This is a genomic window from Acidovorax sp. Root219, assembly GCF_001428665.1.
Classification (GTDB): domain Bacteria; phylum Pseudomonadota; class Gammaproteobacteria; order Burkholderiales; family Burkholderiaceae_C; genus Acidovorax.
Genome location: NZ_LMIJ01000010.1, coordinates 480,417 through 503,272 on the forward strand (window position 1 = coordinate 480,417; position 22,856 = coordinate 503,272).

At 69.0% G+C, this 22,856-nt stretch carries 21 protein-coding genes; 13 read left to right on the top strand and 8 right to left on the bottom strand.

Going from position 1 to position 22,856, the window contains the following annotated elements; genetic code table 11:
* Positions 1-21: 21 nt before the first annotated feature.
* The gene (locus tag ASE28_RS10575) at positions 22-873 is read left to right on the top strand and encodes a ChaN family lipoprotein (RefSeq protein ID WP_057266539.1); all 852 of its coding nucleotides are present in this window, start codon (positions 22-24) and stop codon (positions 871-873) included.
* 24 nt (positions 874-897) lie between these two features.
* On the opposite strand, the gene ASE28_RS10580 is transcribed toward ASE28_RS10575, so the two are convergent.
* Entirely contained in the window at positions 898-2,883 is a 1,986-nt protein-coding gene (locus ASE28_RS10580; RefSeq protein ID WP_057266540.1) for a bifunctional diguanylate cyclase/phosphodiesterase, read from the bottom strand.
* Positions 2,884-2,934: 51 nt separating this feature from the next.
* Here ASE28_RS10580 and purU point away from each other — a divergent pair, with 51 nt between their 5' ends.
* The 6 genes from purU to ASE28_RS10610 all read left to right on the top strand — a co-directional run bounded on the left by purU (position 2,935) and on the right by ASE28_RS10610 (position 7,981).
* Positions 2,935-3,786, top strand: a complete 852-nt coding sequence (gene purU, locus ASE28_RS10585) for a formyltetrahydrofolate deformylase (protein WP_057266541.1) — start codon at positions 2,935-2,937, stop codon at positions 3,784-3,786.
* Between the two features lie 19 nt (positions 3,787-3,805).
* Positions 3,806-4,720, top strand: coding sequence for a LysR substrate-binding domain-containing protein (locus ASE28_RS10590; RefSeq protein ID WP_057266542.1), 915 nt, complete (start codon positions 3,806-3,808; stop codon positions 4,718-4,720).
* A 2-nt stretch (positions 4,721-4,722) separates the two neighbouring features.
* Complete coding sequence (locus ASE28_RS10595; protein ID WP_057266543.1) at positions 4,723-5,244, top strand: GNAT family N-acetyltransferase; 522 nt, start codon at positions 4,723-4,725, stop codon at positions 5,242-5,244.
* A 76-nt stretch (positions 5,245-5,320) separates the two neighbouring features.
* Positions 5,321-6,844 carry an FAD-linked oxidase C-terminal domain-containing protein gene (locus ASE28_RS10600; protein ID WP_057266591.1) on the top strand — a complete coding sequence of 508 codons (1,524 nt, stop codon included), beginning with the start codon at positions 5,321-5,323 and terminating at the stop codon, positions 6,842-6,844.
* Positions 6,845-6,893: 49 nt separating this feature from the next.
* On the top strand, positions 6,894-7,259 hold the full coding sequence (locus ASE28_RS10605) for a CidA/LrgA family protein (protein WP_057199815.1): 366 nt from the start codon (positions 6,894-6,896) through the stop codon (positions 7,257-7,259).
* A complete protein-coding gene (locus ASE28_RS10610) occupies positions 7,256-7,981 on the top strand; it encodes an LrgB family protein (RefSeq protein ID WP_057266544.1) in 726 nt (241 codons plus the stop codon). Before ASE28_RS10605 ends, ASE28_RS10610 begins: the two co-directional genes overlap by 4 nt.
* Here ASE28_RS10610 and ASE28_RS10615 read toward each other — a convergent pair.
* The 3 genes from ASE28_RS10615 to ASE28_RS10625 all read right to left on the bottom strand — a co-directional run bounded on the left by ASE28_RS10615 (position 7,978) and on the right by ASE28_RS10625 (position 13,914).
* Positions 7,978-9,273 (bottom strand): DUF445 domain-containing protein, encoded by a 1,296-nt coding sequence (locus ASE28_RS10615; protein ID WP_057266545.1) that lies wholly within the window; start codon positions 9,271-9,273, stop codon positions 7,978-7,980. The genes ASE28_RS10610 and ASE28_RS10615 overlap by 4 nt on opposite strands.
* Before the next feature lie 28 nt (positions 9,274-9,301).
* On the bottom strand, positions 9,302-10,441 hold the full coding sequence (locus tag ASE28_RS10620; protein ID WP_057266546.1) for an aminotransferase class V-fold PLP-dependent enzyme: 1,140 nt from the start codon (positions 10,439-10,441) through the stop codon (positions 9,302-9,304).
* A gap of 104 nt (positions 10,442-10,545) precedes the next feature.
* Complete coding sequence (locus ASE28_RS10625) at positions 10,546-13,914, bottom strand: carboxyl transferase domain-containing protein (RefSeq protein ID WP_057266547.1); 3,369 nt, start codon at positions 13,912-13,914, stop codon at positions 10,546-10,548.
* Positions 13,915-14,097: 183 nt separating this feature from the next.
* Here ASE28_RS10625 and ltaE point away from each other — a divergent pair, with 183 nt between their 5' ends.
* Positions 14,098-15,165, top strand: coding sequence for a low-specificity L-threonine aldolase (ltaE, locus tag ASE28_RS10630; protein WP_057266548.1), 1,068 nt, complete (start codon positions 14,098-14,100; stop codon positions 15,163-15,165).
* 9 nt (positions 15,166-15,174) lie between these two features.
* On the opposite strand, the gene ASE28_RS10635 is transcribed toward ltaE, so the two are convergent.
* Positions 15,175-15,891: a YggS family pyridoxal phosphate-dependent enzyme gene (locus tag ASE28_RS10635; protein WP_057266549.1), complete on the bottom strand. Its 717-nt coding sequence runs from the start codon at positions 15,889-15,891 to the stop codon at positions 15,175-15,177.
* A gap of 38 nt (positions 15,892-15,929) precedes the next feature.
* Here ASE28_RS10635 and ASE28_RS10640 point away from each other — a divergent pair, with 38 nt between their 5' ends.
* The 4 genes from ASE28_RS10640 (at position 15,930) to ASE28_RS10655 (ending at position 20,027) form a co-directional block, all read left to right on the top strand.
* A complete protein-coding gene (locus ASE28_RS10640) occupies positions 15,930-16,973 on the top strand; it encodes a type IV pilus twitching motility protein PilT (protein ID WP_007855993.1) in 1,044 nt (347 codons plus the stop codon).
* 226 nt (positions 16,974-17,199) lie between these two features.
* Positions 17,200-17,838, top strand: a complete 639-nt coding sequence (locus ASE28_RS10645; protein ID WP_057199809.1) for a cyclic nucleotide-binding domain-containing protein — start codon at positions 17,200-17,202, stop codon at positions 17,836-17,838.
* A gap of 43 nt (positions 17,839-17,881) precedes the next feature.
* Entirely contained in the window at positions 17,882-19,018 is a 1,137-nt protein-coding gene (locus tag ASE28_RS10650) for a PilT/PilU family type 4a pilus ATPase (RefSeq protein WP_057199808.1), read from the top strand.
* A gap of 94 nt (positions 19,019-19,112) precedes the next feature.
* Positions 19,113-20,027 (top strand): NAD(P)-dependent oxidoreductase, encoded by a 915-nt coding sequence (locus ASE28_RS10655; RefSeq protein WP_057266550.1) that lies wholly within the window; start codon positions 19,113-19,115, stop codon positions 20,025-20,027.
* A 124-nt stretch (positions 20,028-20,151) separates the two neighbouring features.
* Here the strand turns inward: ASE28_RS10655 and ASE28_RS10660 are convergent, their stop codons facing one another.
* The 3 genes from ASE28_RS10660 to ASE28_RS10670 form a co-directional block, all read right to left on the bottom strand.
* Positions 20,152-20,808 carry a BON domain-containing protein gene (locus ASE28_RS10660; RefSeq protein ID WP_057266551.1) on the bottom strand — a complete coding sequence of 219 codons (657 nt, stop codon included), beginning with the start codon at positions 20,806-20,808 and terminating at the stop codon, positions 20,152-20,154.
* Positions 20,805-21,410 (bottom strand): SIS domain-containing protein, encoded by a 606-nt coding sequence (locus tag ASE28_RS10665; RefSeq protein ID WP_057199805.1) that lies wholly within the window; start codon positions 21,408-21,410, stop codon positions 20,805-20,807. Before ASE28_RS10665 ends, ASE28_RS10660 begins: the two co-directional genes overlap by 4 nt.
* A 103-nt stretch (positions 21,411-21,513) precedes the next feature.
* On the bottom strand, positions 21,514-21,933 hold the full coding sequence (locus ASE28_RS10670) for a YraN family protein (RefSeq protein ID WP_057199804.1): 420 nt from the start codon (positions 21,931-21,933) through the stop codon (positions 21,514-21,516).
* On the opposite strand from ASE28_RS10670, the gene rsmI reads away from it, so the two are divergent.
* Positions 21,933-22,853, top strand: coding sequence for a 16S rRNA (cytidine(1402)-2'-O)-methyltransferase (gene rsmI, locus ASE28_RS10675; protein WP_057266552.1), 921 nt, complete (start codon positions 21,933-21,935; stop codon positions 22,851-22,853). The two genes, ASE28_RS10670 and rsmI, sit on opposite strands and share 1 nt — an antisense overlap.
* Positions 22,854-22,856: the final 3 nt, after the last annotated feature.

Here is a 22,856-nt window from a genome sequence, read left to right on the forward strand (position 1 = left end):
GCCGCCCGCTAGCATTACGGCATGCATACAAGCTTCTTGTCCACCTCCTCCCTGGCCCGGCTGGGCCCCTTGCTGCTGGCGGCCCTCGCACTCGCCGGCTGCGCAGCCCTGCCGGCCCAGGAGCCCCCTTCCTGGCCCGCCCGCCTGCTGCAAGTGCTGCCCGCCGACGTGCTGCTGCTGGGCGAGCAGCACGATGCCGCCGAGCACCAGCGCCTGCAGCGCGAGGCCGTGCAGTGGCTGGCCGCGCGCGGCGCGCTGGCGGCCGTGGTGATGGAGATGGCAGAACAGGGCGGCAGCACCGCCGGGCTGGCGCGCGATGCGACCGAGGCCCAGGCGCAGACGGCCCTGCAATGGCAGGACAAGGCCTGGCCCTGGGCCCAATACGGCCCGGTGGTGATGGCGGCCGTGGCCGCCGGCGTGCCGGTGCTGGGCGGCAACCTGCCGCGCAGCCAGATGCGCGCCGCCATGGGCCAGGCGCAGTGGGACGCGCACCTGCCCGAGCCCGCACTGCAGCGCCAGTACACCGAGATCCGCGATGGCCACTGCGGCCTGCTGCCGCAAGCGCAGATCGCGCCCATGGCGCGCATCCAGATCGCACGCGACGCGAGCATGGCGCAGACCGCCACCTCGGCCCTGCAACCCGGCAAGACCGTGCTGCTCGTGGCCGGTGCCGGCCATGTCTGGCGCGGCCTGGGCGTGCCCACGCACCTGGGCCCCCAGGTGGCGGCCAAGGTGGTGGTGGCCCGGGCGGGCGGCGAACCGGCGGCCGCGCATGCCGATGCCGACCTGGTGGCACCGACACCGGCGCTGCCGCCGCGCGATGCCTGTGCCGAGCTGCGCGAGAAGTGGGGCAATGCCCCGCAAAAACCGTGAGCCCAGGCTGGCCGCAGGAACGTCCTATGCGGAGCGGTGATCGGACACGGGTTGGGCCTTGAGCAGCGCAGCAAACGCCTGCGCGCGCAAGGGCCGACTGCACAGGTAGCCCTGGTAGGTGTCGCAGCCCCGCTCCTGCAGGAAGGCCAGTTGCTCGGGGGTCTCCACCCCCTCGGCCAGCACCGACAGGCCCATGCTGTGCCCCATGGCGATGATGGCCGCGCTGATGGCCATGTCATCGGTGCTTTGCGGGATGTCACGGGTAAAGCCCCGGTCAATCTTGAGCACGTCGATGGGAAAGCGCTTGAGCTGTGCGAGCGAGGAATAGCCGGTGCCGAAGTCGTCCACCGCGATCCGCACGCCCAGGCCGCGCAGGCCCAGCAGCACCTGCAGGGCCTCTTCGGCGCGTTCGGCCAGCGCGGTCTCGGTGATCTCCAGCTCCAGCAGCGCGGCCGGAAAGCCCGAATCGGCCAGCGCGGCGGCCGTGCAGCCGGCCACGTCGGTCAGGTGGAACTGGCGCGGCGAGACGTTGACGGCCAGCGTCACCTCCGGCAGCCCTGCATCGCGCCACTGCCGGCCCTGGCGGCAGACCTCGCGCAGCACCCATTCGCCGAGCGGGCCGATGACGCCCGAGGTCTCGGCCACGGGGATGAAGCGCGCGGGCGAGATGAGGCCCTCGTCCGGGTCGTTCCAGCGCACCAGGGCCTCGGCCCCGACGATGCGGCCGCTGGCGATATCGACCTGCGGCTGGTAGTACACCTCCATGTGCCCCTGCGCCAGCGCCAGCCGCAGGCGCGACTCCAGCGCTAGGCGCTCGCGCGCGGCCTGGGTCATGGTCTCGTGGAAGAAGCACCAGGCACCGCGCCCGCGCGCCTTGGCGCCATAGACAGCGGCATGCGCGCCCTGCTGCAGGCCCTCCACCGTGTCGGCATGGGTCGGGTACATGCAGATGCCCACGCTGGCCCCGGCCACCACCTCCAGGCCATCGGGCGAACGCCAGGGCTCGGCCACAGCCGCAATCAGTTGGCGCGCCACGGCCGCCGCGCCCTCGGAATTGCGCATGTGGCGCGCCACCACGGTCAGTTCGTCCCCTGCCATGCGCCCCAGCAGGTCGCCCGGGCGCAGGGCCGACTGCACCTTCTTCGCAATGTGCTGCAGCACCTGGTCGCCGCTGGCGTGGCCATAGCTGTCGTTCACGTCCTTGAAGCGGTCCAGGTTGATCAGCAGCACCGCCAGGTGCTCGCCGCTCAGGCGCGCCTCGCCCACCGCCTCGGCCAGCTCGGCGCCAAAGCGCGTGCGGTTGGACAGACCGGTCAGCGCATCGTTGTGCGCCAGGAACTCCAGGCGCTGCTGCTGCGCCTTCTCCTCGGAGATGTCGGAGAACATGCACACGTAGTGCGTCACGGCGCCCTGCGGGTCGCGCACGGCGCTCAGCGACATGTGCTCGGGGAACACCTCGCCGTTCTTGCGCCGGTTCCAGATTTCGCCCTGCCAGTGGCCGGTGCCGTGGATGGACGCCCACATGGCGTCGTAGAAGGCCTTGTCATGGCGGCCCGACTTGAACACGCGCGGGTTCTGGCCCAGCAGCTCGGTCTCGGTATAGCCCAGCAGCCGGGTGAACGCCGCGTTGACCGACAGGATGCGGCCCTGCGCATCGGTCACCACCACGCCCTCGATGGTGTTGTCCACCACCGTGCTGGCCAGGCGCTGGCGCTCTTCGCTGGTGGCCAGGGCCGCACGCACGGCCGCGATGTCGACCCGATCCTTGAGCACACGCGCCCGGGCCTGCTCGGCCTCGCGTGCGCGGTGCGCCAGCCAGCCGGCCAGTGCCCCGGTGAGCAGCACGTAGAGCCAGCCCTTCCAGGTCTGGTAACGGGTAAGGTCATCCGGGTCCGTGACCCAGTGGGCCAGCAAAAGGTCTCCCACCAAAACCCACACCACGCCCAGCACCAGGTACAGCGCCGCCACGCGCCAGGGAACCAACGACCGTGGGCCTTCCGACTCTTGCATGAAATCCCTCTTCCAAACCCGTCCGGGCCTTGCTGCGACAATGGCGCAGCTATGACGACCCAAGCCTATATCCTTACCCTGTCCTGCCCCGACCGCCTGGGGCTGGTGCACGCTGTCTCCGGCTTCCTGCTGGAGCACGGCGGCAACATCGAAGAAGCCGCGCAGTACAACGACCACGCCACCGGCCTGTTCTTCATGCGCGTGCAGTTCGCCTGCGACCAGCACGACCACGCCACGCTCAAGGAGCGGCTGACCGCCTTCGCCGACCCGCACGAGATGCGCTGGAGCCTGCACGCCACGGCCCAGCCCGTCAAGACCGTGCTCATGGTCAGCCGCGAAGGCCACTGCCTCAACGACCTGCTGTTCCGCTGGAAATCCGGCCTGCTGCCCGTGGACATCCGCGCCATCATCAGCAACCACCGCGACTTCTACCAGCTGGCGGCCAGCTACAACGTGCCGTTCCACCACATCCCGGTCACGGCCGCCACCAAGGCGCAGGCCGAGGCCAAGCAGTTCGAGATCATCGAGGCCGAAGGGGCCGAGCTGGTGGTGCTGGCACGCTACATGCAGGTGCTGTCGGACGACCTGTGCAGAAAGCTCTCGGGCCGTGCGATCAACATCCACCACAGCTTTCTGCCCAGCTTCAAAGGCGCCAAGCCCTATTACCAGGCGCATGACCGGGGCGTGAAGCTCATCGGCGCCACGGCCCACTACGTCACCGCCGACCTCGACGAAGGCCCGATTATCGAGCAGGACGTGGCCCGCGCCGACCACACCGACACGGTGGAAGACCTGACCGCACGCGGCCGCGACACCGAAAGCCAGGTGCTGGCCCGCGCCGTGAAGTGGCACAGCGAGCACCGCGTGCTGCTCAACGGGCACAAGACGGTCGTCTTCCGCTGAGCCCCGCGCCAGAGCGACGATGGCCACGGCCGCTCCATCACCCGCCTCTTCGTTCCTCAGCAGCGCGGCGCGGCGGATCCCGCCCATCCAATGCCTGCTGACCTTCGAGGCACTGGCGCGCCTGCGCAGCGTGACGCAGACGGCCGACGAGCTGTGCGTGACGCCCAGCGCGGTGAGCCACCGCGTCAAGCAGCTCGAGCAGATCCTGGGCGTGCGGCTGTTCGGCCGGGCTGATTTCTCGCTGACGACCGAGGGCAGCGCCTACCTGGCGCATGTGCGCGAGGGGCTGGGGGCGCTGCAGCGCTTTCCGGGCGCGGCGGCAGCGCCTGGGCGCCGCCGGCTCAAGCTGGCCGTGACGCCGACCTTTGCGCGCACCATCCTGATCCCGCGCCTGCGCCAGTTCACCGAGGCCTATCCCGAGATCGACCTGGCGCTGCAGGTCTCCATCCCGCTGCTGGATGTGGTGGCCGAAGACGCCGACCTGATGGTGCGCTTTGGCGCCGGCCACTATGCCGACGTGGAGCATGTGGAGCTGGCGCGCGACGTGGTTACACCGCTGGCCTCGCCCGCCTTCGTGCGCGAGCATGGCCCCTTCGAGCGCCCCGAGGACCTGGAGGGCGTGGCGCTGCTGCGCAGCCCGCTGGAGCCCTGGCGCACCTGGTTCGGCGCCACCGGCCTGGACTGGGCTGAGCCGAGCGAAGGGTCGCAGTTCAACGACATCGGCCTGATGTGCGACGCCGCATCCGCCGGGATGGGCGTGGCGCTGGTGCGCCTGAAGCTGGGTGCGCCCTGGCTCGAGAACGGCACGCTGGTGCGCCTGTTCGACACCGACACCACCAGCCCCCACGCCCACTACCTGTGCTGGCGCACCGGCACCATGGACCGCTGGGAATGCGCGGCCTTTGCGGAATGGCTGCGCAAGATCATGGTGTGAGCATGCGCATACGCCCAGCGCAACCGGACGATGCCGCCGCCATCGCCCGAATCCACGTGGCGGCCTGGCAGGCGGCCTACGCGGGCATCATCGACGCGGCCTACCTGGCGGCCCTGTCCACCGCCCAGCGCGAAACCTATTGGGCTCAGGCGATTGTCCAAGGCCGGCCCAGGCTGCTGCTGGCGCAGGACGGCGACGGTGCAGTGGCGGGCTGGATCGCCTTCGGCGACTGCCGCGACAAGGATGCGCCGGCCACCCGGGGCGAAATCTGGGCGATCTACGTGGATCCGGCCCGCTGGTCGCAGGGTGTGGGTCAGGCGCTGTGGCAGCAGGCCCGGGAGTGGTTGCTGGAACAGGGCAAGGCCGACGCCAGCCTGTGGGTGCTGGCCTCCAACCAGCGGGCCATCCGCTTCTATGCGGCGCTGGGCTTCGTGCCCGATCCAGGGAGCGACAGGACCATCACGGTGGCCGGAGCGCCGATTGGCGAGGTTCGCCAGGTCTGCCCGCTGGCGCAAGGCGGCTGACACCCTGCAGCGGATTTCACACCGGCACTCCAAAAATCTCACGGCAGCCGGCGCCGCCATGGCCTACAGTGGCGGCATGCAGACCGCTTCCCTCTCCTCCCTCGCAGCCAAGGCAGCCACCGGGCCCACGCCATCCGAGCGCGCAGCGCGCCAGGCCGAGGTGGTGCAGGCCCTGTCGCGCACCGTACCGGCCCATGCCCTGCTGTGGCATGCGGAAGACACCACGCCCTACGAATGCGACGGTCTCACCGCCTACCGCCAGCGCCCGCTGGTGGTCTGCCTGCCCGAGACCTACGAACAGGTGCAGGCCGTGCTGCAGGCCTGCCACCGGCTGCACGTACCGGTGGTGGCGCGCGGCGCGGGCACCGGCCTGTCGGGCGGGGCCATGCCCGACGCCCTGGGCGTGACGCTCTCGCTTGCCAAGTTCAACCGCATCCTCGACCTGGACCCGGTGAGCCGCACGGCCGTGGTGCAGTGCGGCGTGCGCAACCTGGCCATCAGCGAGGCGGCCGCGCCCTACGGTCTGTACTACGCACCCGATCCCAGCAGCCAGATCGCCTGCACCATCGGCGGCAACGTGGCCGAGAACTCGGGCGGCGTGCACTGCCTCAAATACGGCCTCACGGTGCACAACGTGCTCAAGGTGCGCGGCTTCACCGTCGAGGGCGAGGCCGTGGAGTTCGGCAGCGGTGCGCTCGATGCGCCCGGCTATGACCTGCTGGCCGCCGTGATCGGCAGCGAAGGCATGCTGGCCGTGACCACCGAGGTCACGGTGCGGCTGATCCCCAAGCCGCAGTTGGCGCGCTGCATCATGGCCAGCTTCGACGACGTGCGCAAGGCGGGCGCCGCAGTGGCAGCGGTGATCGCCGCCGGCATCATCCCCGCCGGCCTTGAGATGATGGACAAGCCCATGACCGCCGCAGTGGAAGACTTCGTGCACGCGGGCTACGACCTGAACGCCGAGGCCATCCTGCTGTGCGAGAGCGACGGCACGCCCGAGGAGGTGGAGGAAGAGATCGGCCGCATGACCGAGGTGCTGCGCGCCGCAGGCGCCGTGGCCATCTCGGTCAGCTGCGACGAGGCCGAGCGCCTGCGCTTCTGGAGCGGGCGCAAGAATGCCTTCCCGGCCAGTGGGCGCATCAGCCCCGACTACATGTGCATGGACTCCACCATCCCGCGCAAGCGCCTGGCCGACATCCTGCTGGCCATTGCCGAGATGGAAAAGAAATACCAACTGCGCTGCGCCAACGTGTTCCACGCGGGCGACGGCAACCTGCACCCGCTGATCCTGTTCGACGCGAACGACCCCGACCAGTTGCATCGCTGCGAGCTGTTCGGCGCCGACATCCTGGAGACCAGCGTGGCCATGGGCGGCACGGTGACCGGCGAACACGGCGTGGGTGTGGAAAAGCTCAACAGCATGTGCGTGCAGTTCTCTGCTGCCGAGAATGCGCAGATGTTCGGCCTCAAGCATGCGTTCGACCCGGCCGGGCTGCTCAACCCCGGCAAGGTCATCCCGACGCTGCACCGCTGCGCGGAGTACGGCAAGATGCTGGTGCGCGCGGGGCAGATCAAGCACCCCGATCTGCCTCGCTTCTGACGTGCCGCGACAACCGCTCACCACTGCTGCGCCACCCGTCCCCAGCCCCATGAAGGGCCTGCAGGGCCTGGCCTTCCTGCTCCTGATGCAGTCGGCCGGCGAGGCGCTGTCGCACTTTCTGCACCTGCCCGTGCCCGGCCCGGTGGTGGGCATGGTGCTGCTGCTCCTGGCATTGCACTGGGGGCCCGTGCAGCGGGCCGTGGCACCGGCGGCGGGTTTTCTGCTCACGCACCTGTCGCTGCTGTTCGTGCCGGTGGGCGTGGGGGTGATGACGCACCTGGATCTGCTGGGCGCCTACGGCCTGCGCCTGGTCATCGTGATCGTGCTGTCCACCTGGGCCGGCATGGCGGCCACGGTGCTGGTGCTGCGGGCGTTCAAGCCAGAGGCGACCACGCAAGGAGGCAGCACGCAATGACCAACTTCGTGGAGCTCTGGGTCTACCTGTCGCAGGCGCCGCTGTTCGGCCTTACGGCCACACTGGCGGTGTACGTGCTGGCGCAGGCCTTTTCCGCACGCATGGGCCATGCGGCCTGGGCCAATCCGGTGCTCTGGTCGGTGGTGGTGCTGGCCGGTGCGCTGCTGGCCACGGGCACGGCCTACCCCACCTTCTTTGCCGGGGCGCAGTTCATCCACTTCCTGCTGGGGCCGGCCGTGGTGGCCCTGGGCTGGCCGCTGTGGCAACGCCGTGCCGAACTGCGCCAGCGCTGGGGCCGCCTGTTGCTGGCCGCCCTGGCCGGCGGCAGCGTGGCAGCCGCGAGTGCCGTGGGCCTCGGCTGGGCCATGGGCCTGCCGGTGGACATGCTGATGTCCCTGGCACCCAAGTCGGTCACCGCGCCCGTGGCCATGGGCGTGGCCGCGCAGATCGGCGGCGTGCCGGCGCTGGCCGCGCTGTTCGCGGTGCTCACCGGCATGGTCGGCGCGCTCTCGGGCCGCACCCTGTTTGGCTGGCTGCGCGTGGGCACCGACGCATCGGGCATGGTGGCACGCGGTTTTGCGCTGGGCACCGCATCGCACGGCATCGGCGCTGCGCAGGCGCTGCAGGACGATGCCGATGCGGGCGCCTATGCCGGCCTGGCTCTCGGACTGCAAGTGGTGTTGGCGGCGCTGCTGGTGCCGCTGGTGGTCAAGCTTTTCTAGCGCACCACGCGCCAGATCTCACCCGCGTGCGACAGGCCGAACAACACCAGCCCGATGAGCCCGCCCACCACCGTGCCGTTGATGCGGATGTACTGCAGATCCCGGCCGACCTGCAGCTCGATGAGGTCCGACATCTCACGCGCATCCCAGCGCTGCACCGTGTCCTCGATGTGCTGGGCGATGAAGGCCGACACATCGGGTGCCAGGCCCTGCACCCAGCGCTCGAGCCGCGCATTGAGCGATTCGCGCAGCGCCGGGTCACCTGCCAGCGATTGCCCCAGCCAGCCCCCCATGGCCTGCACGTTGCGCGCCACCGCAGACCCGGGATTGTCCAGGTCGCGCTGCAGCGCCGCGCGCATGCCCTGCCACAGCTCCTGCACATACCTGCCCAGCGTGGCATCGGTCTGCAGGTAGGTGCGGATCTCCTCGCCCCGGCGCTGCCAGTCGGGGTCGGTCTGCAGCCGCGCCACCAGGCGCTGCACGGCATCGTCGAACTGGGCGCGCAGCTGGTGCTGCGGGTTCTCTGCCACCTCGCCCAGAAGACCGGCCAGGGCATTGGCCACCATGGCCGATCCCTTGTCGCCCAGCCAGTCGGTGGGCAACACCTTTTCCTTGACCGGGTGGTCCTTCTTGAGCCACTGCACGATGGTGTGCGCGATCAGGTGGCGCGTCTCCTCGTTCTGCAGCAAGGTGATGAGCCGGGCCAGCGCATCGTCGAGCAGCGCCTGGTGGCGGCCGTTGTGCGTGAGCGCGCCCAGCACCGTGGCCATGGTCTGCGACAGATCGATCTGCCCGATCAGCGTGCGCGCAGCGCGCTGGATGAAGCGCTCCACCTGGGCATCCTGCACGGCATCGAGCCCAGCCGAAATGAGCCGCACCGCCTGTTGGCCCAGCAGCGCGGCATGGCCCGGCGCCACCAGCCATTCGGCCAGGCGCGCGACCGGGTCGTGGCGGCGGATCAGCGCCACCAGCGAGGGCGGATCGAGGAACTTGTCGCGCACGAAACCGGCCAGGTTGCGGCCAATGCGGTCCTTGTTGCGCGCGATGATGGCCGTGTGCGGAATGGGCAGGCCCATGGGGTGGCGAAACAGCGCCACCACCGCGAACCAGTCGGCCAGCGCGCCCACCATGGCCGCCTCGGCCACGGCCTTCAGGCAATCGAGCGCCAGGCCCCGCTCCACCAGGCTGGTGCCAATGAACACCGCGGTAGCAAGCAGCAGCAGGGCCAGCGCCTGGCGCTTGGCCGTGCGCAGCGCCGCGCGCGCGGCGTCCGTCTCGGTGCGGGATGTCATCGTGCCGGCCCCATGGGCAGGAGGAAGCTCAGGCGGCTGCCGCGATCTGGCCCAGCGCCGTGGACAGGTGGCCCACCGTGCGCTCCACGTTGTGCCATTTTTCCAGGCCGAAGAGGCCGATGCGGAAGGTCTTGAAATCCGGGCCTTCGTCGCACTGCAGCGGCACGCCGGCAGCGGTCTGCAGGCCGACCTCCATGAACTTCTTGCCGTTCTGGATGCCGGGGTCGGTGGTGTAGCTCACGACCACGCCCGGGGCCTTGAAGCCTTCGGCCGCCACGCTCGGGAAGCCCCTGGATTCGAGCAACGCGCGCACCTGGGCGCCGAGCTCAATCTGCTCGTCGCGCACCTTGTCGAAGCCGTACTCGCGCGTCTCCAGCATCACCTCGCGCAGGCGCACCAGTGCATCGGTGGGCATGGTCGTGTGGTAGGCATGCTGGCCCTTTTCGTAGCCCTCGGCGATCTGCATCCACTTCTTGAGGTCGCACGAGAAGCTGCTGCTGGTCGTGCCCTCGATGGCTTGGCGCGCCCGCTCGCTGAGCATCACCATGGCGCAGCAGGGCGAGCCGCTCCAGCCCTTTTGCGGGGCCGAGATCAGCACGTCCACGCCGGTGGCCTGCATGTCCACCCACATCGCGCCCGAGGCCACGCAGTCGAGTACGAACAGCGCGCCGACCTCGTGCGCGGCCGCCGTCAGCGTGCGCAGGTAGTCGTCGGGCAGGATGATGCCGCTGGCCGTCTCCACATGCGGTGCGAACACCACCTTGGGCCGCTCGGCGCGGATGGCAGCCGCCACCTCGTCGGCCGGGCACGGCGCCCACGCGTCCTGCGGCCCATCGCCCTGCTTGCGCGCCTTGCAGACCACGGCACCGCCGCCCAGGCCGCCGGCCGCATCGAAGATCTGGCTCCAGCGGTAGCTGAACCAGCCGTTGCGCACGATGAGCACTTTTTCGTTGTTGGCGAACTGGCGCGCCACGGCTTCCATGCCGAAAGTGCCGCTGCCGGGCACCAGCACAGCGGTGTGGGCGTGGTAGACCTGCTTGAGCGTGGCCAGGATGTCCTGCATCACGCCGGTGAAGCGCTTGGACATGTGGTTGAGCGCGCGGTCGGTGTAGACCACCGAGAATTCGAGCAGGCCGTCGGGGTCGATATCGGGCAGCAAACCGGGCATGGGAAAGTCTCCGTTGGATGGGGCACAAGGCAGTGCGCGACCATTCGGCCGCGAGCGCCTCAATCAGCCGACCAGCTTAGCATGGCCTTTTCACACCGGCGTGGCTACCAGGTATCGACAAAGCGATGCCCCATGGGCGCCACCTGGGCCGATGCCAACCCCCGCGCCAGCCAGGCGCGGGTCTCTGCCGGGTCGATCACGGCGTCGATCTCCAGCGTCGCCGCCATGTGCATGGCCTCGCCATTGGCGTACTGGCGTGCCACAAGCTTCTGGAACAAGGCGTCGCGCTCCGCCCCCTCGGGTACGGCCTCGAGCTCCTTGCGAAAGCCCAGGCGCACGGCGCCTTCGAGCCCCATGGCACCGAACTCGCCCGTGGGCCAGGCCACGGTGAACACGGGGGCATGGAAGCCCCCGGCCGTCATGCCCATGGCGCCCAGGCCATAGCCCTTGCGCAGCACCACGCTGAAGCAGGGCACGCGCAGGCTCGCGGCGGTGACGAACAGGCGGCTCACGTGGCGCACCTGCGCCGTGGCCTCCACCCCGGGGCCGACCATGAAGCCGGGCGTGTCCACCAGGCTCACCAACGGCAGGCCATGGGCGTTGCACAGCTGCATGAAGCGCGCGCCCTTGTCGGCTGCATCCGCATCGATGGCGCCACCCAGGTGCAGCGGATTGCTGGCCAGCAGACCCACAGGGCGCCCCTCGATGCGCGCCAGCGCCGTGTGGATGCCCGCGCCGAAGCCCGTGCGCAGCAACAGCAGGCTGCCTTCGTCCACCAGACCAGCCAGGGCGGCGCGCGTGTCGTACACGCGCAGCCGGTTCTCGGGCACCACGACGCGCAGCAGGCGCTGGTCGGGCGCAGCCCACTGCGCCACGCGCCCCTGGAAGAACGAAAGATAGTGCTGGGCAGCACGCACGGCACCGGCTTCGTCCTCCACCAGCACGTCGATCACACCATTGGCATGCTGCACGCGGCTCGGGCCGATCTGCTCGGGCTTGAACACACCGAGCCCCCCGCCCTCGATCATGGCGGGCCCACCCATGCCGATGTTGCTGGCGCGCGTGGCGATGACCACGTCGCTGCAGCCCAGCAGCGCCGCATTGCCGGCAAAGCAGCGCCCCGCGGCGATGCCCACCACGGGCACCTGGCCCGACAGCGCGGCATAGCTGGCAAAGGTGTGCACATGCAGCCCGGCCACCACCGGCATGTCGGTATCGCCAGGCCTGCCCCCGCCGCCTTCGGCGAACAGCACCACGGGCAGCTTCTGCGCCAGGGCGATGCCGAGCATGCGGTCGGTCTTGGCGTGGTTGCGCGCGCCCTGCGTTCCGGCCAGCACCGTGGCGTCGTAGGACAGAACGACCGCGCGCGATTTCTCGGGCCCGAAATCGGCGCCGTTGATGCCGCCGATGCCCGTGACCATGCCGTCGGCCGGTGTGTTGGCGACCAGGTCCTCCAGGCTGCGCCGGCGCGTCTGCGCAGCAATGGCCAGCGCGCCGTACTCGATGAAGCTGCCTTCGTCGCACAGGTCGGCGATGTTTTCGCGCGCGCTACGCCCGCCCTGCGCGTGGCGCTTGGCCATGGCCTCGGGGCGCGCGGCATCGAGCGTGAAGGCATGGCGATCGAGCACGCGCTGCAGGTCGGGGCGGATGTGGTCGGCGCCCTGTACAGCAGCGCTCTCCTCCACCACGGCCTGCGCGCCTTGCGCTGCGTCGAGCACCAGCAGCGGCTGGCCCTGCACCAGGTAGCCGCCCGGCACGGCCAGCAGCGCACGCACCCGACCCGCATGCGGCGCCAGCAGCACATGCTCCATCTTCATGGCTTCGAGCACGGCCAGCTCGGCCCCGGCGGCCACCACATCGCCCTCGGCCACCGACCATTGCACCAGCCGCGCAGGCATGGGCGCCAGCACCGCGCCTTCGGGTGCGGGTGCGGGTGCGGGTGCGGGTGCGGGTGCGGGTGCGGGTGCGGGTGCGGGTGCGGGTTCGGGTTCGGGTTCGGGTTCGGGTTCGGGTTCGGGTTCGGGTTCGGGTTCGGGCTGCGCAGCATCATGACGGGCGGCCGCAGCCAGGGGCTCATCCGCCAGGTGCCCCGCCGCATCCAGCAGCTCGGGCAGCACCGTCTCCAGCCAGCGCGTATGCACCTGCTGACTTTCCATCTCGGGCCGTGCGGCCAGCGCGCGCAGCAGCGCCAGGTTGGTCGCCACGCCGCCAATGCGGCATTCGGTCAGCGCACGCCGGGAGCGCCGCAGCGCGTCGCCGAAGTGGGGGCTGCGCGTGTGCACGATGAGCTTGGCCAGCAGTGTGTCGTAGTGCGGCGAGGGGGCTGCACCCGCCACGCCGTGCGTGTCCACGCGGATGCCCGGGCCGGCCGGCAGATCAAAGCGCGTGAGCGGGCCGCTGCCCGGCACGGCACCGCCCTGCGCATCCAGGGTTTCGGCGTTGATGCGCCACTGCAGGGCAAAGCCCTGCACCACGGGCGGCGCACCGGGGTCGAGCCCCAGATCGCGCAGGCTCCGGCCGGCCGCCAATGCAATCTGGGTCTGCACCAGGTCCACGCCCGTAACTTCCTCGGTGATGGTGTGCTCCACCTGCAGGCGCGGGTTGGCCTCGATGAAGACGAAGGGCAGCGTTTCGGACGCCAGGTCCACCAGGAACTCGAAGGTGCCCAGGCCCTCGTACGCCACCTCGCGCGCCATGGCAAGCGCTGCCGCCACGATGCGTTCGCGCAGCGGTGCAGGCAGCGAGGGGCTGGGCGCCACCTCCACCAGCTTCTGGAAGCGCCGCTGCAGCGTGCACTCGCGCTCGCCCAGGGACATCACCTCGCGCCCGTCGCCGAGCACCTGCACCTCGATATGGCGCGCCCCGGCCATCAGCCGCTCGACATAGACGCCATCGACGCCGAGGGCAGCCAGCGCCTCGCTGCGGCAGCGCGCATAGGCAGCCGGCAACTCATCGGCGGACTGCACGGCGCGCATGCCGCGTCCGCCACCACCGCCGATGGCCTTGACCACGATGCCGGCGCCACCCTGCGCCTGCCAGAACTGCAAGGCCTCCTCCAGCGTGACGACGGCCTGCGTGCCCGGCATCAGCGGCACGCCGCAGCGCAGTGCCATTGCGCGCGCCCGGGCCTTGTCGCCGAACAGTGCCAGTTGTTCAGGTGTGGGGCCGATGAAGCGCAGACCGGCCTCGGCACAGGCACGCGCGAAGTCGGCGCGTTCGCTCAGGAAGCCATAGCCCGGGTGCACGGCATCACAGCCCTGGGCGCGCGCGATGGCAATCAGGTTCGCGCCATCCAGGTAGGCCGCCGGGCCCGTGGCGCCGAGGGCCACCGCCGCATCGGCCGCACGCACATGGGGCGCCTGGGCATCGTCCTGCGCGTACACGGCCACACTGGCGATGGACAGGTCTTGCAGTGCGCGCACGGTGCGCAGGGCAATCTCGCCGCGGTTGGCGACCAGGACTTTGTGGAACATCGGAGAAGGGGCAGACGGCATGGGGGCTTTCCGGTCGGGCAAGTGGCACGGCATTCTGGCGCGCGCTGCGCGCCGCAGGTGGTACGCAGGGGACAACGGCCCAGGCGCATTAACCCCCAAGGTTCCACCCGCCATCGGTGCCCGCTACCATGCCTTGCATTTCCACAGCCTCCGAGACGCCCCATGCCCGACTTTCGCAGCGACACCGTCACCCAGCCCACGCCCGCCATGCGGGCGGCCATGTTCGATGCCCCGCTGGGCGACGACGTGTTTGGCGACGATCCTTCCGTGAACGCGCTGCAGGAATACGCGGCGCAGTTGCTGGGCTTCGAGGCCGCTCTGTTCGCGCCCTCGGGCACCCAGACCAACCTGATCGCCCTGTGGGGCCACTGCCAGCGTGGCGACGAGGCCATCGTCGGCCAGAGCTGGCACACCTACCGCTGGGAGGCCGGTGGCATGGCGGTGCTGGGCTCCATCCAGCCCCAGCCCGTGGAGACCCAGCCCGACGGAACCTTGCGCCTGTCCGACATCGCCGCCGCCATCAAGCCCGACGACCCGCACTTCGCGCGCACCCGCCTGGTGGTGCTGGAGAACACCACGGGCGGTCAGGTGCTGCCCCCGGCCTACGTGGCCGAGGTGGCCGCGCTGGCACGCCAGCGCGGTCTGGCCATGCACCTGGACGGCGCACGCATGTTCAACGCCGCCGCGGCCAATGCGGCGAAGGCCGGCACCGGTGTATACGACGAGGCCCGCGCCCTGTGCAGCCACTTCGATTCGGCCTCGCTGTGCCTGAGCAAGGGCCTGGGCGCGCCCATCGGCTCGCTGGTGCTGGGATCACACGATTTCATCCGCCAGGCGCGGCGCACGCGCAAGATCCTGGGCGGCGGCATGCGCCAGGCTGGCGTGCTGGCCGCCGCCGGCCGCTATGCACTGGAGCACCATGTGCGCCGCATGGCCGACGACCACGCCCGGCTGGCCCAATTGGCCGAGGGCCTGGCCGAGGCCAACCGCAGCCACCCCGTGCTGCGCGGCAAGATCACCGTGCACCCCTGGCAGACCAACATTCTGTTCACCGACCTGCAAACGGACGTGGCCCCCGCTTTCACCGCCTGGCTGGCCCAGCACGGCGTGCGCGTGACCAGCGGCCTCTACGCCGGCCAGACCCGCCTGCGCTGGGTGTCCCACCTGGATGTGAGCGACGCCGACATCAAGGCCGCGCTGGACTGCGTGGCGATCTTCACCGGGAACTGACCCCGGGGTTCAGGCGGCGGGATACGTTCGCCCGCCGAAGATGCCGGTCCCCACCCGCACCAGGGTGGCGCCCGCATGGATAGCAGCCTCCAGATCGGCCGTCATGCCCATCGACAGCGTGTCAAAGTCCGCCAGGCCCGGTTCGCCGCTGGCCTTGATCTGCCCAAAAAGGCGCTGCGCGCGCAGGTGGAGTTCCTTTTGCACCTCGAAATCGGGGGCATGGTCAGGGATGCTCATGAGCCCCCGCACCACGAGCCGTGGCAGTTTCGCCACAGCCTGGGCCAAAGCCAGCGCCTCCTCGGGAGGGACGCCGGACTTGGTATCGCCCCCATCCACGTTGACCTGGATGCACACTTGCAGCGGGGCCAGGTGCTCGGGGCGCTGGGTCGACAGGCGCTCGGCGATCTTCAGGCGATCCACCGTGTGCACCCAGTCGAAATGTTCGGCCACCAGGCGCGTCTTGTTGCTCTGGATGGGGCCGATGCAGTGCCACTGCAGGCTGGCGGGCGACAGCTGGCGCAGGGCTGCCACCTTCTCCACCCCCTCCTGGATGTAGTTTTCGCCAAAGGCCCGCTGGCCTGCGGCCACGGCCTCGGCCACCGCGTCGGCACCGAAGGTCTTGGAAACCGCCAGCAGCGACACCTCGGCCGGATCGCGCCCGGCAGCAGCGCACGCCTGTGCGATACGTCGCATAACCTGTTGGAGGTTGTTATCAATCGTGGTCATAATGATTGGCAAGCGTACCAAACGATAGAGGGGATCCCGTGGACATTACCCAGCTGCTGGCGTTCAGCGTCAAGAACAAGGCTTCCGACCTGCACCTTTCCGCAGGCCTGCCGCCCATGATCCGGGTCCACGGGGACGTTCGGCGCATCAACGTCGACGCACTGGACCACAAGACGGTCCACGGCATGGTGTACGACATCATGAGCGACTCCCAGCGAAAAACCTACGAGGAGTTCCTGGAAGTCGACTTCTCGTTCGAAATCGAGGGCCTGGCCCGTTTTCGCGTCAACGCCTTCAACCAGAACAGGGGCGCAGCCGCCGTGTTCCGGACGATTCCGAGCAAGATCCTGACGCTGGAGCAGCTCAATGCCCCCAAGATCTTCGGCGACCTGGCCCTGAAGCCGCGCGGCCTGGTGCTGGTGACCGGCCCCACGGGCTCGGGCAAGTCCACCACGCTGGCCGCCATGGTCAACTACCTCAACGAAACCGAATACGGCCACATCCTCACGGTGGAAGACCCGATCGAGTTCGTGCACGAATCCAAGAAGTGCCTGATCAACCAGCGCGAAGTCGGCCCGATGACGCTGTCCTTCGCCGCCGCGCTGAAATCCGCCCTGCGCGAAGATCCGGACGCCATCCTGGTGGGTGAAATGCGCGACCTGGAAACCATCCGCCTGGCCATGACGGCCGCCGAAACGGGCCATCTGGTCTTCGGCACGCTGCACACCTCCAGCGCCGCCAAGACCATCGACCGGATCATCGACGTGTTCCCCGCCGAGGAAAAGGAAATGGTCCGCGCGATGCTCTCCGAATCGCTGCAGGCCGTGATCTCGCAGACGCTGTGCAAGACCAAGGACGGCTCGGGCCGCGTGGCCGCACACGAGATCATGCTGGGCACCAGCGCCATCCGCAACCTGATCCGCGAGGCCAAGGTGGCGCAGATGTACTCCACCATCCAGACCAGCAACAGCGTGGGCATGCAGACACTGGACCAGAACCTCACCGACATGGTGCGCCGCAACATCATCAGCCCCGCAGAAGCCCGCGGCAAGGCCAAGATTCCGGAAAACTTCCCCGGGTGACCATGAGCCCTCCCCTGAGTCGCTTCGCGCCTTTCCCTTCAAAGGGGACGCCGCCAGCGCGGCGGGGCGGCCCTTGCGCGGCGGCCGCTGGCCCGGGCCGCGCCGGTTTCATGCGCTGCGCGAGAACCCGCAGCACAATGGGGCATTCGCAGGCCTGCAAAGGCTGCCATTTCCCCACATTGACAGACGACACGGCGGCGCAGTGCGCCGCACTACGGAGCACACTATGAAAGGCATTCTCGGCCTTCTGCGCATGAAGTCGATCGGCAACAAGCCGGCGGAGGACAACACCGATTCCGTGCTGTTCTCCACGGCCTTTGCCGGCCAGGGGGTGGACGACTCCATGCTGGTGCCCTGGGAGGCCCGCGCCGTGGAGGTGGGGGCCAAGCGCCTGCCCACGAGCCGCGGCGGCAAGCTGCTGCAGGGGCTGTGGGCCAAGGACAAGTACATGGCCCACCTGGACAAGGACGCCGTGGAGCGCATGGAGCGCTTTTTCGAGTTTGCCGCCATCCCCTCCAACCGCGACGTGATCCGCCAGGACGAGTACGGCAACTTCATGGTGGTGCTGCTCACCGGCACCATTGCCGTGGACCGCGTACAGCCCTGGGGCGAGCACCTGCGCCTGGCCGAGACCCGGCCCGGTGACATCCTGGGCGAAATGTCGCTGCTGGACAGCGGTATCCGCTTTTCGGCCTGCACCACGCTCACCGACTGCGAGATCGCCGTGCTGAGCGCCGAGGCCATGGACGACATGATGACCAAGGACCCCCAGCTCGCGGCCAGCCTGATTGCGCTGCTGGCCCGCAAGCTGTCGTTGCGCCTGCGCGTGGTGAGTGCCCGCCTGAGCGACAACAACCAGAAATGACAATGACCGTCCGGCAGACCAGGACCCCAAGGGAGAAACTCTGATGGAACGCGATCAGGCCAGTAAATTCATCAACGACCTGCTCAAGCTGATGGTCAGCCGCAACGGCAGCGACTTGTTCATCACGGCAGAGTTTCCACCGGCCATCAAGGTCGATGGCAAGGTGACCAAGGTGTCGCCGCAGCCGCTCACGCCCAACCACACGCTCACGCTGGCGCGTGCCGTCATGAGCGACAAGCAGGTGGCCGACTTCGAGCGCACCAAGGAATGCAATTTCGCGATCTCGCCCGCAGGCATCGGCCGCTTCCGGGTGAATGCCTTCATCCAGCAGGGCAAGGTCGGCATGGTGATGCGGACGATTCCGCTCACGCTGCCCACCATCGATGGCCTGGGCGTGCCCCAGGTGCTCAAGGAAGTGACCATGGCCAAGCGCGGCCTGTGCATCCTGGTGGGTGCCACGGGCTCGGGCAAGTCGACCACGCTGGCCGCCATGGTGGACTGGCGCAACGAGAACTCGTTCGGCCACATCATCACGGTGGAGGACCCGGTCGAGTTCGTGCATCCGCACAAGAACTGCGTGGTGACGCAGCGCGAGGTGGGCCTGGATACCGACAGCTGGGAAGCCGCACTCAAGAACACGCTGCGCCAGGCGCCCGACGTGATCCTGATGGGCGAAATCCGCGACCGCGAGACCATGGAGCATGCCGTGGCGTTTGCCGAGACCGGTCACCTGTGCCTGGCCACGCTGCACGCCAACAGTGCCAACCAGGCGCTGGACCGCATCATCAACTTCTTCCCCGAAGAACGCCGCGCTCAGCTGCTGATGGACCTGTCGCTGAACCTGCGCGCCATGGTCTCCCAGCGCCTGATTCCCAAGCAGGACGGCAAGGGCCGTGCTGCTGCCGTGGAGATCATGCTCAACACGCCGCTGATCTCGGACCTGATCTTCAAGGGCGATGTCTCCGAGATCAAGGAGATCATGAAGAAGAGCCGCAACCTGGGCATGCAGACCTTCGACCAGGCGCTCTTCGACGCCTATGAGGCCAACGTCATCAGCTACGAAGACGCGCTGCGCAACGCCGACTCGCTCAACGACCTGCGACTGCAGATCAAGCTCAACAGCCAGCGCGCCAAGTCGCCCGACCTGGCCCAGGGCACCGAGCATTTCGCGATCGTCTGAGTTTTCACCCTACAACAAGTACCGAGCAGAACCACACACACTCGCCCGCCCATGAGGGCGGGCTTTTTTTTGACCCCATCACGGACCGAATCCCATGCCAAGCACCAATCCCCGCAGCTACGACGCCACCCCTTCGCGCAAGGTCGCCTTCCTGGGCCTGGGCGTCATGGGCTACCCCATGGCCGGCCACCTGGCCATGGCGGGCCACGCAGTCACCGTGTACAACCGCACGGCCGCCAAGTCGGCCGCCTGGTGCGAGGAGTTCGCCGGCAGCCAGGCACCACGCCAGGCCGCCACGCCCCGCGAGGCGGCCGCAGGCGCCGACATTGTGTTCTGCTGCGTCGGCAATGACGACGACCTGCGCTCCGTCACCCTGGGTGCCGACGGTGCCTTCGCGGGCATGCAGGCCGGCGCCATCTTCGTGGACCACACCACGGCGTCGGCCGAGGTGGCGCGTGAGCTGTACGCCGCAGCGCAGGCTGCGGGCCTGCAGTTCGTCGATGCACCGGTATCCGGCGGCCAGGCGGGTGCGCAGAACGGTTTGCTCACCGTGATGTGCGGTGGCGACACTGCGGCCTTCGAGACCGCCCAGCCTGTGGCCATGGCCTTTGCGCGGGCTTTCACGCTGCTGGGCGCCAGCGGCTCGGGCCAGTTGGCCAAGATGGTCAACCAGATCTGCATCGCCGGGCTGGTGCAAGGCCTGTCCGAGGCCGTGGCCTTTGGCCAGAACGCGGGCCTGGACATGAAGCAGGTGCTGGACGTGATCGGCAAGGGCGCAGCGCAGAGCTGGCAGATGGACAACCGCGGCAAGACCATGGTCGACGGCAAGTTCGACTTCGGCTTTGCCGTGGACTGGATGCGCAAGGATCTGGGCCTGGTGCTCGACGAGGCCCGGCGCAACGGCTCGCGCGTGCCCGTCACCGCGCTGGTGGACCAGTTCTATGCCGACGTGCAGGGCATGGGCGGCAACCGTTGGGATACATCCAGCCTGGTCAAACGCTTGAAATAAGCTCCCCCTGAGGCGCTGCGCGCCTTCCCCCTGAGGGGGACGCCCCCGGTGCGGCGGGGCGGCCCTTGCACGGGGGCACTGGCTTGGGCAGTGCCAGTTTCAAATGCCATGCCCCAAACAGAGGTCAGAGCGAACGAGCGGGCGCGGTGTCGGTGGTGACCGGCGCGGGTGTCGGCGCGTTGCGGCGCAGTTCTTCTTCGGTGACGATTTCGAACACGCGCACGACCTTGCTCACGCCGCTCACGCCACGGGAGATCTCGGTGGCGCGGCCAGCTTCGCGCTGGGTGACGCGGCCCATCAGGTAGACGATGTTGCGCTCGGTCACCACCTTGAAGGCGTTGGCCGAGATGTCGGCCGCATCCACGAAGCTCGCGCGCACCTTGCCGGTGATCACGGTGTCGTTGGAGCGCTGGCCCAGCGAGGTATTGGGCAGCACGCCCAGGTCATTGACCACCGAGCGCACGTTCTCCACACCGGTCACGATGCGCTCGACGGTCTCGCGGTCCTGGGCACTGGCCACTTCACCGGTCAGCAAGGCCTGGCGGTTGTAGCTGGTCACGTTCACGTGGGCACGGTCGCCCAGTGCTTCGCGGATGCGGTTGGCGGCGCGCAGCTCGATGCCTTCATCCTCGACCTGGGTGCCCGTCGTGCGGCGGTCCACGGCCATCATGCTGCCCACCACGGCGCCCCCCACAATCAGCGGGGCGCAGGCCGACAGGCTGGCTGCCAGGGCGGCAGCGGCCAGGGCCGTGCAGAGGGTACGGGTCACGGTTTGCTTCATAGCGGTATCTCCTGTTCACCAAGTAACTGGGCGTCCACGCCGTCGCACAGGCAGTGCAGCACCAGGGCGTGGACTTCGCGCACGCGGGCGGCGCGGTCATGCGGCACGCAGACCAGCACATCGGTCTCGCGCAGCACGGCCGCCAGTTGCCCGCCGGTGCGGCCGGTGAGCACCACCACCGTCATGTCGCGCTCGTGCGCCGCTTCGGTCGCTGCAAGCAGGTTGGCGTCGTTGCCGCTGACCGACAGGACCAGCAGCAGGTCACCCGCCTGGCCCAATGCCCGCACCTGGCGGGCAAACTGCTGGGCCCCCACGTCCTGGGCGCCGGGCAGCCCGGCCGTCAGCAGGGTGCTGTCGGCCGTGAGGGCCAGGGCGGCCAGCTCGGGGCGCTCGCGCTCGAAGCCCGCGACGCAGAAGGCGGCGAACTGCTGCGCCTCGGCCGCCGAGGGGCCATTGCCGCAGGCCAGCACCTTGCCGCCGCTGGTCACGCAGGCCAGGATGGCCTGCACTGCCGCCGCGATGGGGGTGCTCAGGGTCTGGGCCGACTGGTATTTCAGATCGGCACTGTCGATGAAGTGCTGTTGGATGCGTTGCTCAAGCATGGAGGCCCGATGATACCCGCCGCGTGTTACAGCTTTTGCCGCAAATTTTGTAGCAAAGGGTTTAGGCTGCACAGGGCATTGCCCCTGGTCACGAACCCGATGCTCATTGGGAATCGAAAGCCGCCTTGAGCCATTGCACCTTCAGCTCCTCCACCAGCACCACATCGAAGCGGCAGGGCGGCGGAGAAGCCAGGCGCATCAGGTAGAACCGCGCCGCGAGCACGATGCGCTGCTGCTTGACGGCGCCGATGCTCGCCCCGGCCCCACCAAAGGCCTGGCTGGCACGGCTGCGCACCTCCACAAACACGGTCGTGCCATCGCGCTCGCGCATCACCAGGTCGATCTCGCCCCCGCCGCGCCCAGGCGTCCGATAATTGCGCTCAAGCAGTTGCAGGCCGGCAGACTGCAGATGCGCCAGGGCGCGGTCCTCCGCCGCGTTGCCTTGCGCCCGCGTGGTGCCCCCGCCGGTGGCGGGCGCCGGCTCTGCAACGGCCTGCTTTCGTCCAAACCCAAGGAATTTCATTGAGCGCCTCTTTCGCTTCCGCCCTTGATGCCGCACGCGATGCGGCGGCTGCGCAGCATTATCCGCAAGGGGCTCTGTATGTGGTGGCCACACCCATCGGCAACCTGGCCGACATCACGTTGCGTGCCCTGCACGTGCTGCAGATGGCCGACACCGTGGCCTGCGAGGATACGCGCCACACCCAGTCGCTGCTGCGCGCCTACGGCGTCGACAAGAACACCTCGCAGCTGCTGGCAGTGCACCAGCACAACGAGGTCGAGGCCGCGCAGAACGTGGTGCAGCGCCTGCAGCAGGGCCAGCGCGTGGCCTATGTGAGCGACGCCGGCACCCCGGGCGTGAGCGACCCGGGCGCCCGCCTGGTGGCTGCCGTGCAGGCGGCGGGCCTGCGCGCCCTGCCCCTGCCCGGGGCCAGCAGCATCACCACGGCGCTGAGCGTGGCGGGCGCCGTGGCGCACAGCGCCGAGCATGGCGGTTTCGTGTTTGTGGGCTTTCTGCCGGTGAAGAACGCCGAGCGCGCCAGCACCATCGCCCAACTGGCCAGCGAGCCGCGCTGCGTGGTGCTGCTGGAGGCCCCCCACCGCATCGGTGAACTCGCGCAGGCTCTGGCGGTGCTGGGCGAGCGCCCGGTGACGCTGGCACGCGAGCTGACCAAGCAGTTCGAAGAGGTGGTGACCCAGCCCGCGCAGGCGCTCACCGCCTGGCTGGAAGGCGCGCCCCAACGCTCGCGTGGCGAATTTGTGGTGCTGCTCCACCCGGTGCCCGTGGCCGCCGATGATGGCGAGAGCCTGCGCGTGCTGCGCCTGCTGCTGGCCGAACTGCCGCTGAAGACGGCGGTGCGCCTGGCCGCAGAAATCACCGGCACCTCGCGCAACGTGCTCTACGACACGGCGCTCACCTGGAAAAAGAGCGAGGAAGGCTAAACC

Excerpts from the sequence above, each read along its gene's own strand:
- ASE28_RS10600 (WP_057266591.1), top strand. The coding sequence starts at position 5,321 with ATGCAGACCGCTTCCCTCTCCTCCCTCGCAGCCAAGGCAGCCACCGGG.
- ASE28_RS10620 (WP_057266546.1), bottom strand. The coding sequence starts at position 10,441 with ATGCCCGGTTTGCTGCCCGATATCGACCCCGACGGCCTGCTCGAATTC.
- ASE28_RS10650 (WP_057199808.1), top strand. The coding sequence starts at position 17,882 with ATGGAACGCGATCAGGCCAGTAAATTCATCAACGACCTGCTCAAGCTG.
- ASE28_RS10645 (WP_057199809.1), top strand. The coding sequence starts at position 17,200 with ATGAAAGGCATTCTCGGCCTTCTGCGCATGAAGTCGATCGGCAACAAG.
- ASE28_RS10670 (WP_057199804.1), bottom strand. The coding sequence starts at position 21,933 with ATGAAATTCCTTGGGTTTGGACGAAAGCAGGCCGTTGCAGAGCCGGCG.
- ASE28_RS10575 (WP_057266539.1), top strand. The coding sequence starts at position 22 with ATGCATACAAGCTTCTTGTCCACCTCCTCCCTGGCCCGGCTGGGCCCC.
- ASE28_RS10595 (WP_057266543.1), top strand. The coding sequence starts at position 4,723 with ATGCGCATACGCCCAGCGCAACCGGACGATGCCGCCGCCATCGCCCGA.
- ltaE (WP_057266548.1), top strand. The coding sequence starts at position 14,098 with ATGCCCGACTTTCGCAGCGACACCGTCACCCAGCCCACGCCCGCCATG.
- ASE28_RS10635 (WP_057266549.1), bottom strand. The coding sequence starts at position 15,891 with ATGACCACGATTGATAACAACCTCCAACAGGTTATGCGACGTATCGCA.
- ASE28_RS10660 (WP_057266551.1), bottom strand. The coding sequence starts at position 20,808 with ATGAAGCAAACCGTGACCCGTACCCTCTGCACGGCCCTGGCCGCTGCC.
- ASE28_RS10625 (WP_057266547.1), bottom strand. The coding sequence starts at position 13,914 with ATGTTCCACAAAGTCCTGGTCGCCAACCGCGGCGAGATTGCCCTGCGC.
- ASE28_RS10605 (WP_057199815.1), top strand. The coding sequence starts at position 6,894 with ATGAAGGGCCTGCAGGGCCTGGCCTTCCTGCTCCTGATGCAGTCGGCC.
- ASE28_RS10590 (WP_057266542.1), top strand. The coding sequence starts at position 3,806 with ATGGCCACGGCCGCTCCATCACCCGCCTCTTCGTTCCTCAGCAGCGCG.
- ASE28_RS10615 (WP_057266545.1), bottom strand. The coding sequence starts at position 9,273 with ATGACATCCCGCACCGAGACGGACGCCGCGCGCGCGGCGCTGCGCACG.
- ASE28_RS10665 (WP_057199805.1), bottom strand. The coding sequence starts at position 21,410 with ATGCTTGAGCAACGCATCCAACAGCACTTCATCGACAGTGCCGATCTG.
- ASE28_RS10580 (WP_057266540.1), bottom strand. The coding sequence starts at position 2,883 with ATGCAAGAGTCGGAAGGCCCACGGTCGTTGGTTCCCTGGCGCGTGGCG.
- purU (WP_057266541.1), top strand. The coding sequence starts at position 2,935 with ATGACGACCCAAGCCTATATCCTTACCCTGTCCTGCCCCGACCGCCTG.
- ASE28_RS10655 (WP_057266550.1), top strand. The coding sequence starts at position 19,113 with ATGCCAAGCACCAATCCCCGCAGCTACGACGCCACCCCTTCGCGCAAG.
- ASE28_RS10610 (WP_057266544.1), top strand. The coding sequence starts at position 7,256 with ATGACCAACTTCGTGGAGCTCTGGGTCTACCTGTCGCAGGCGCCGCTG.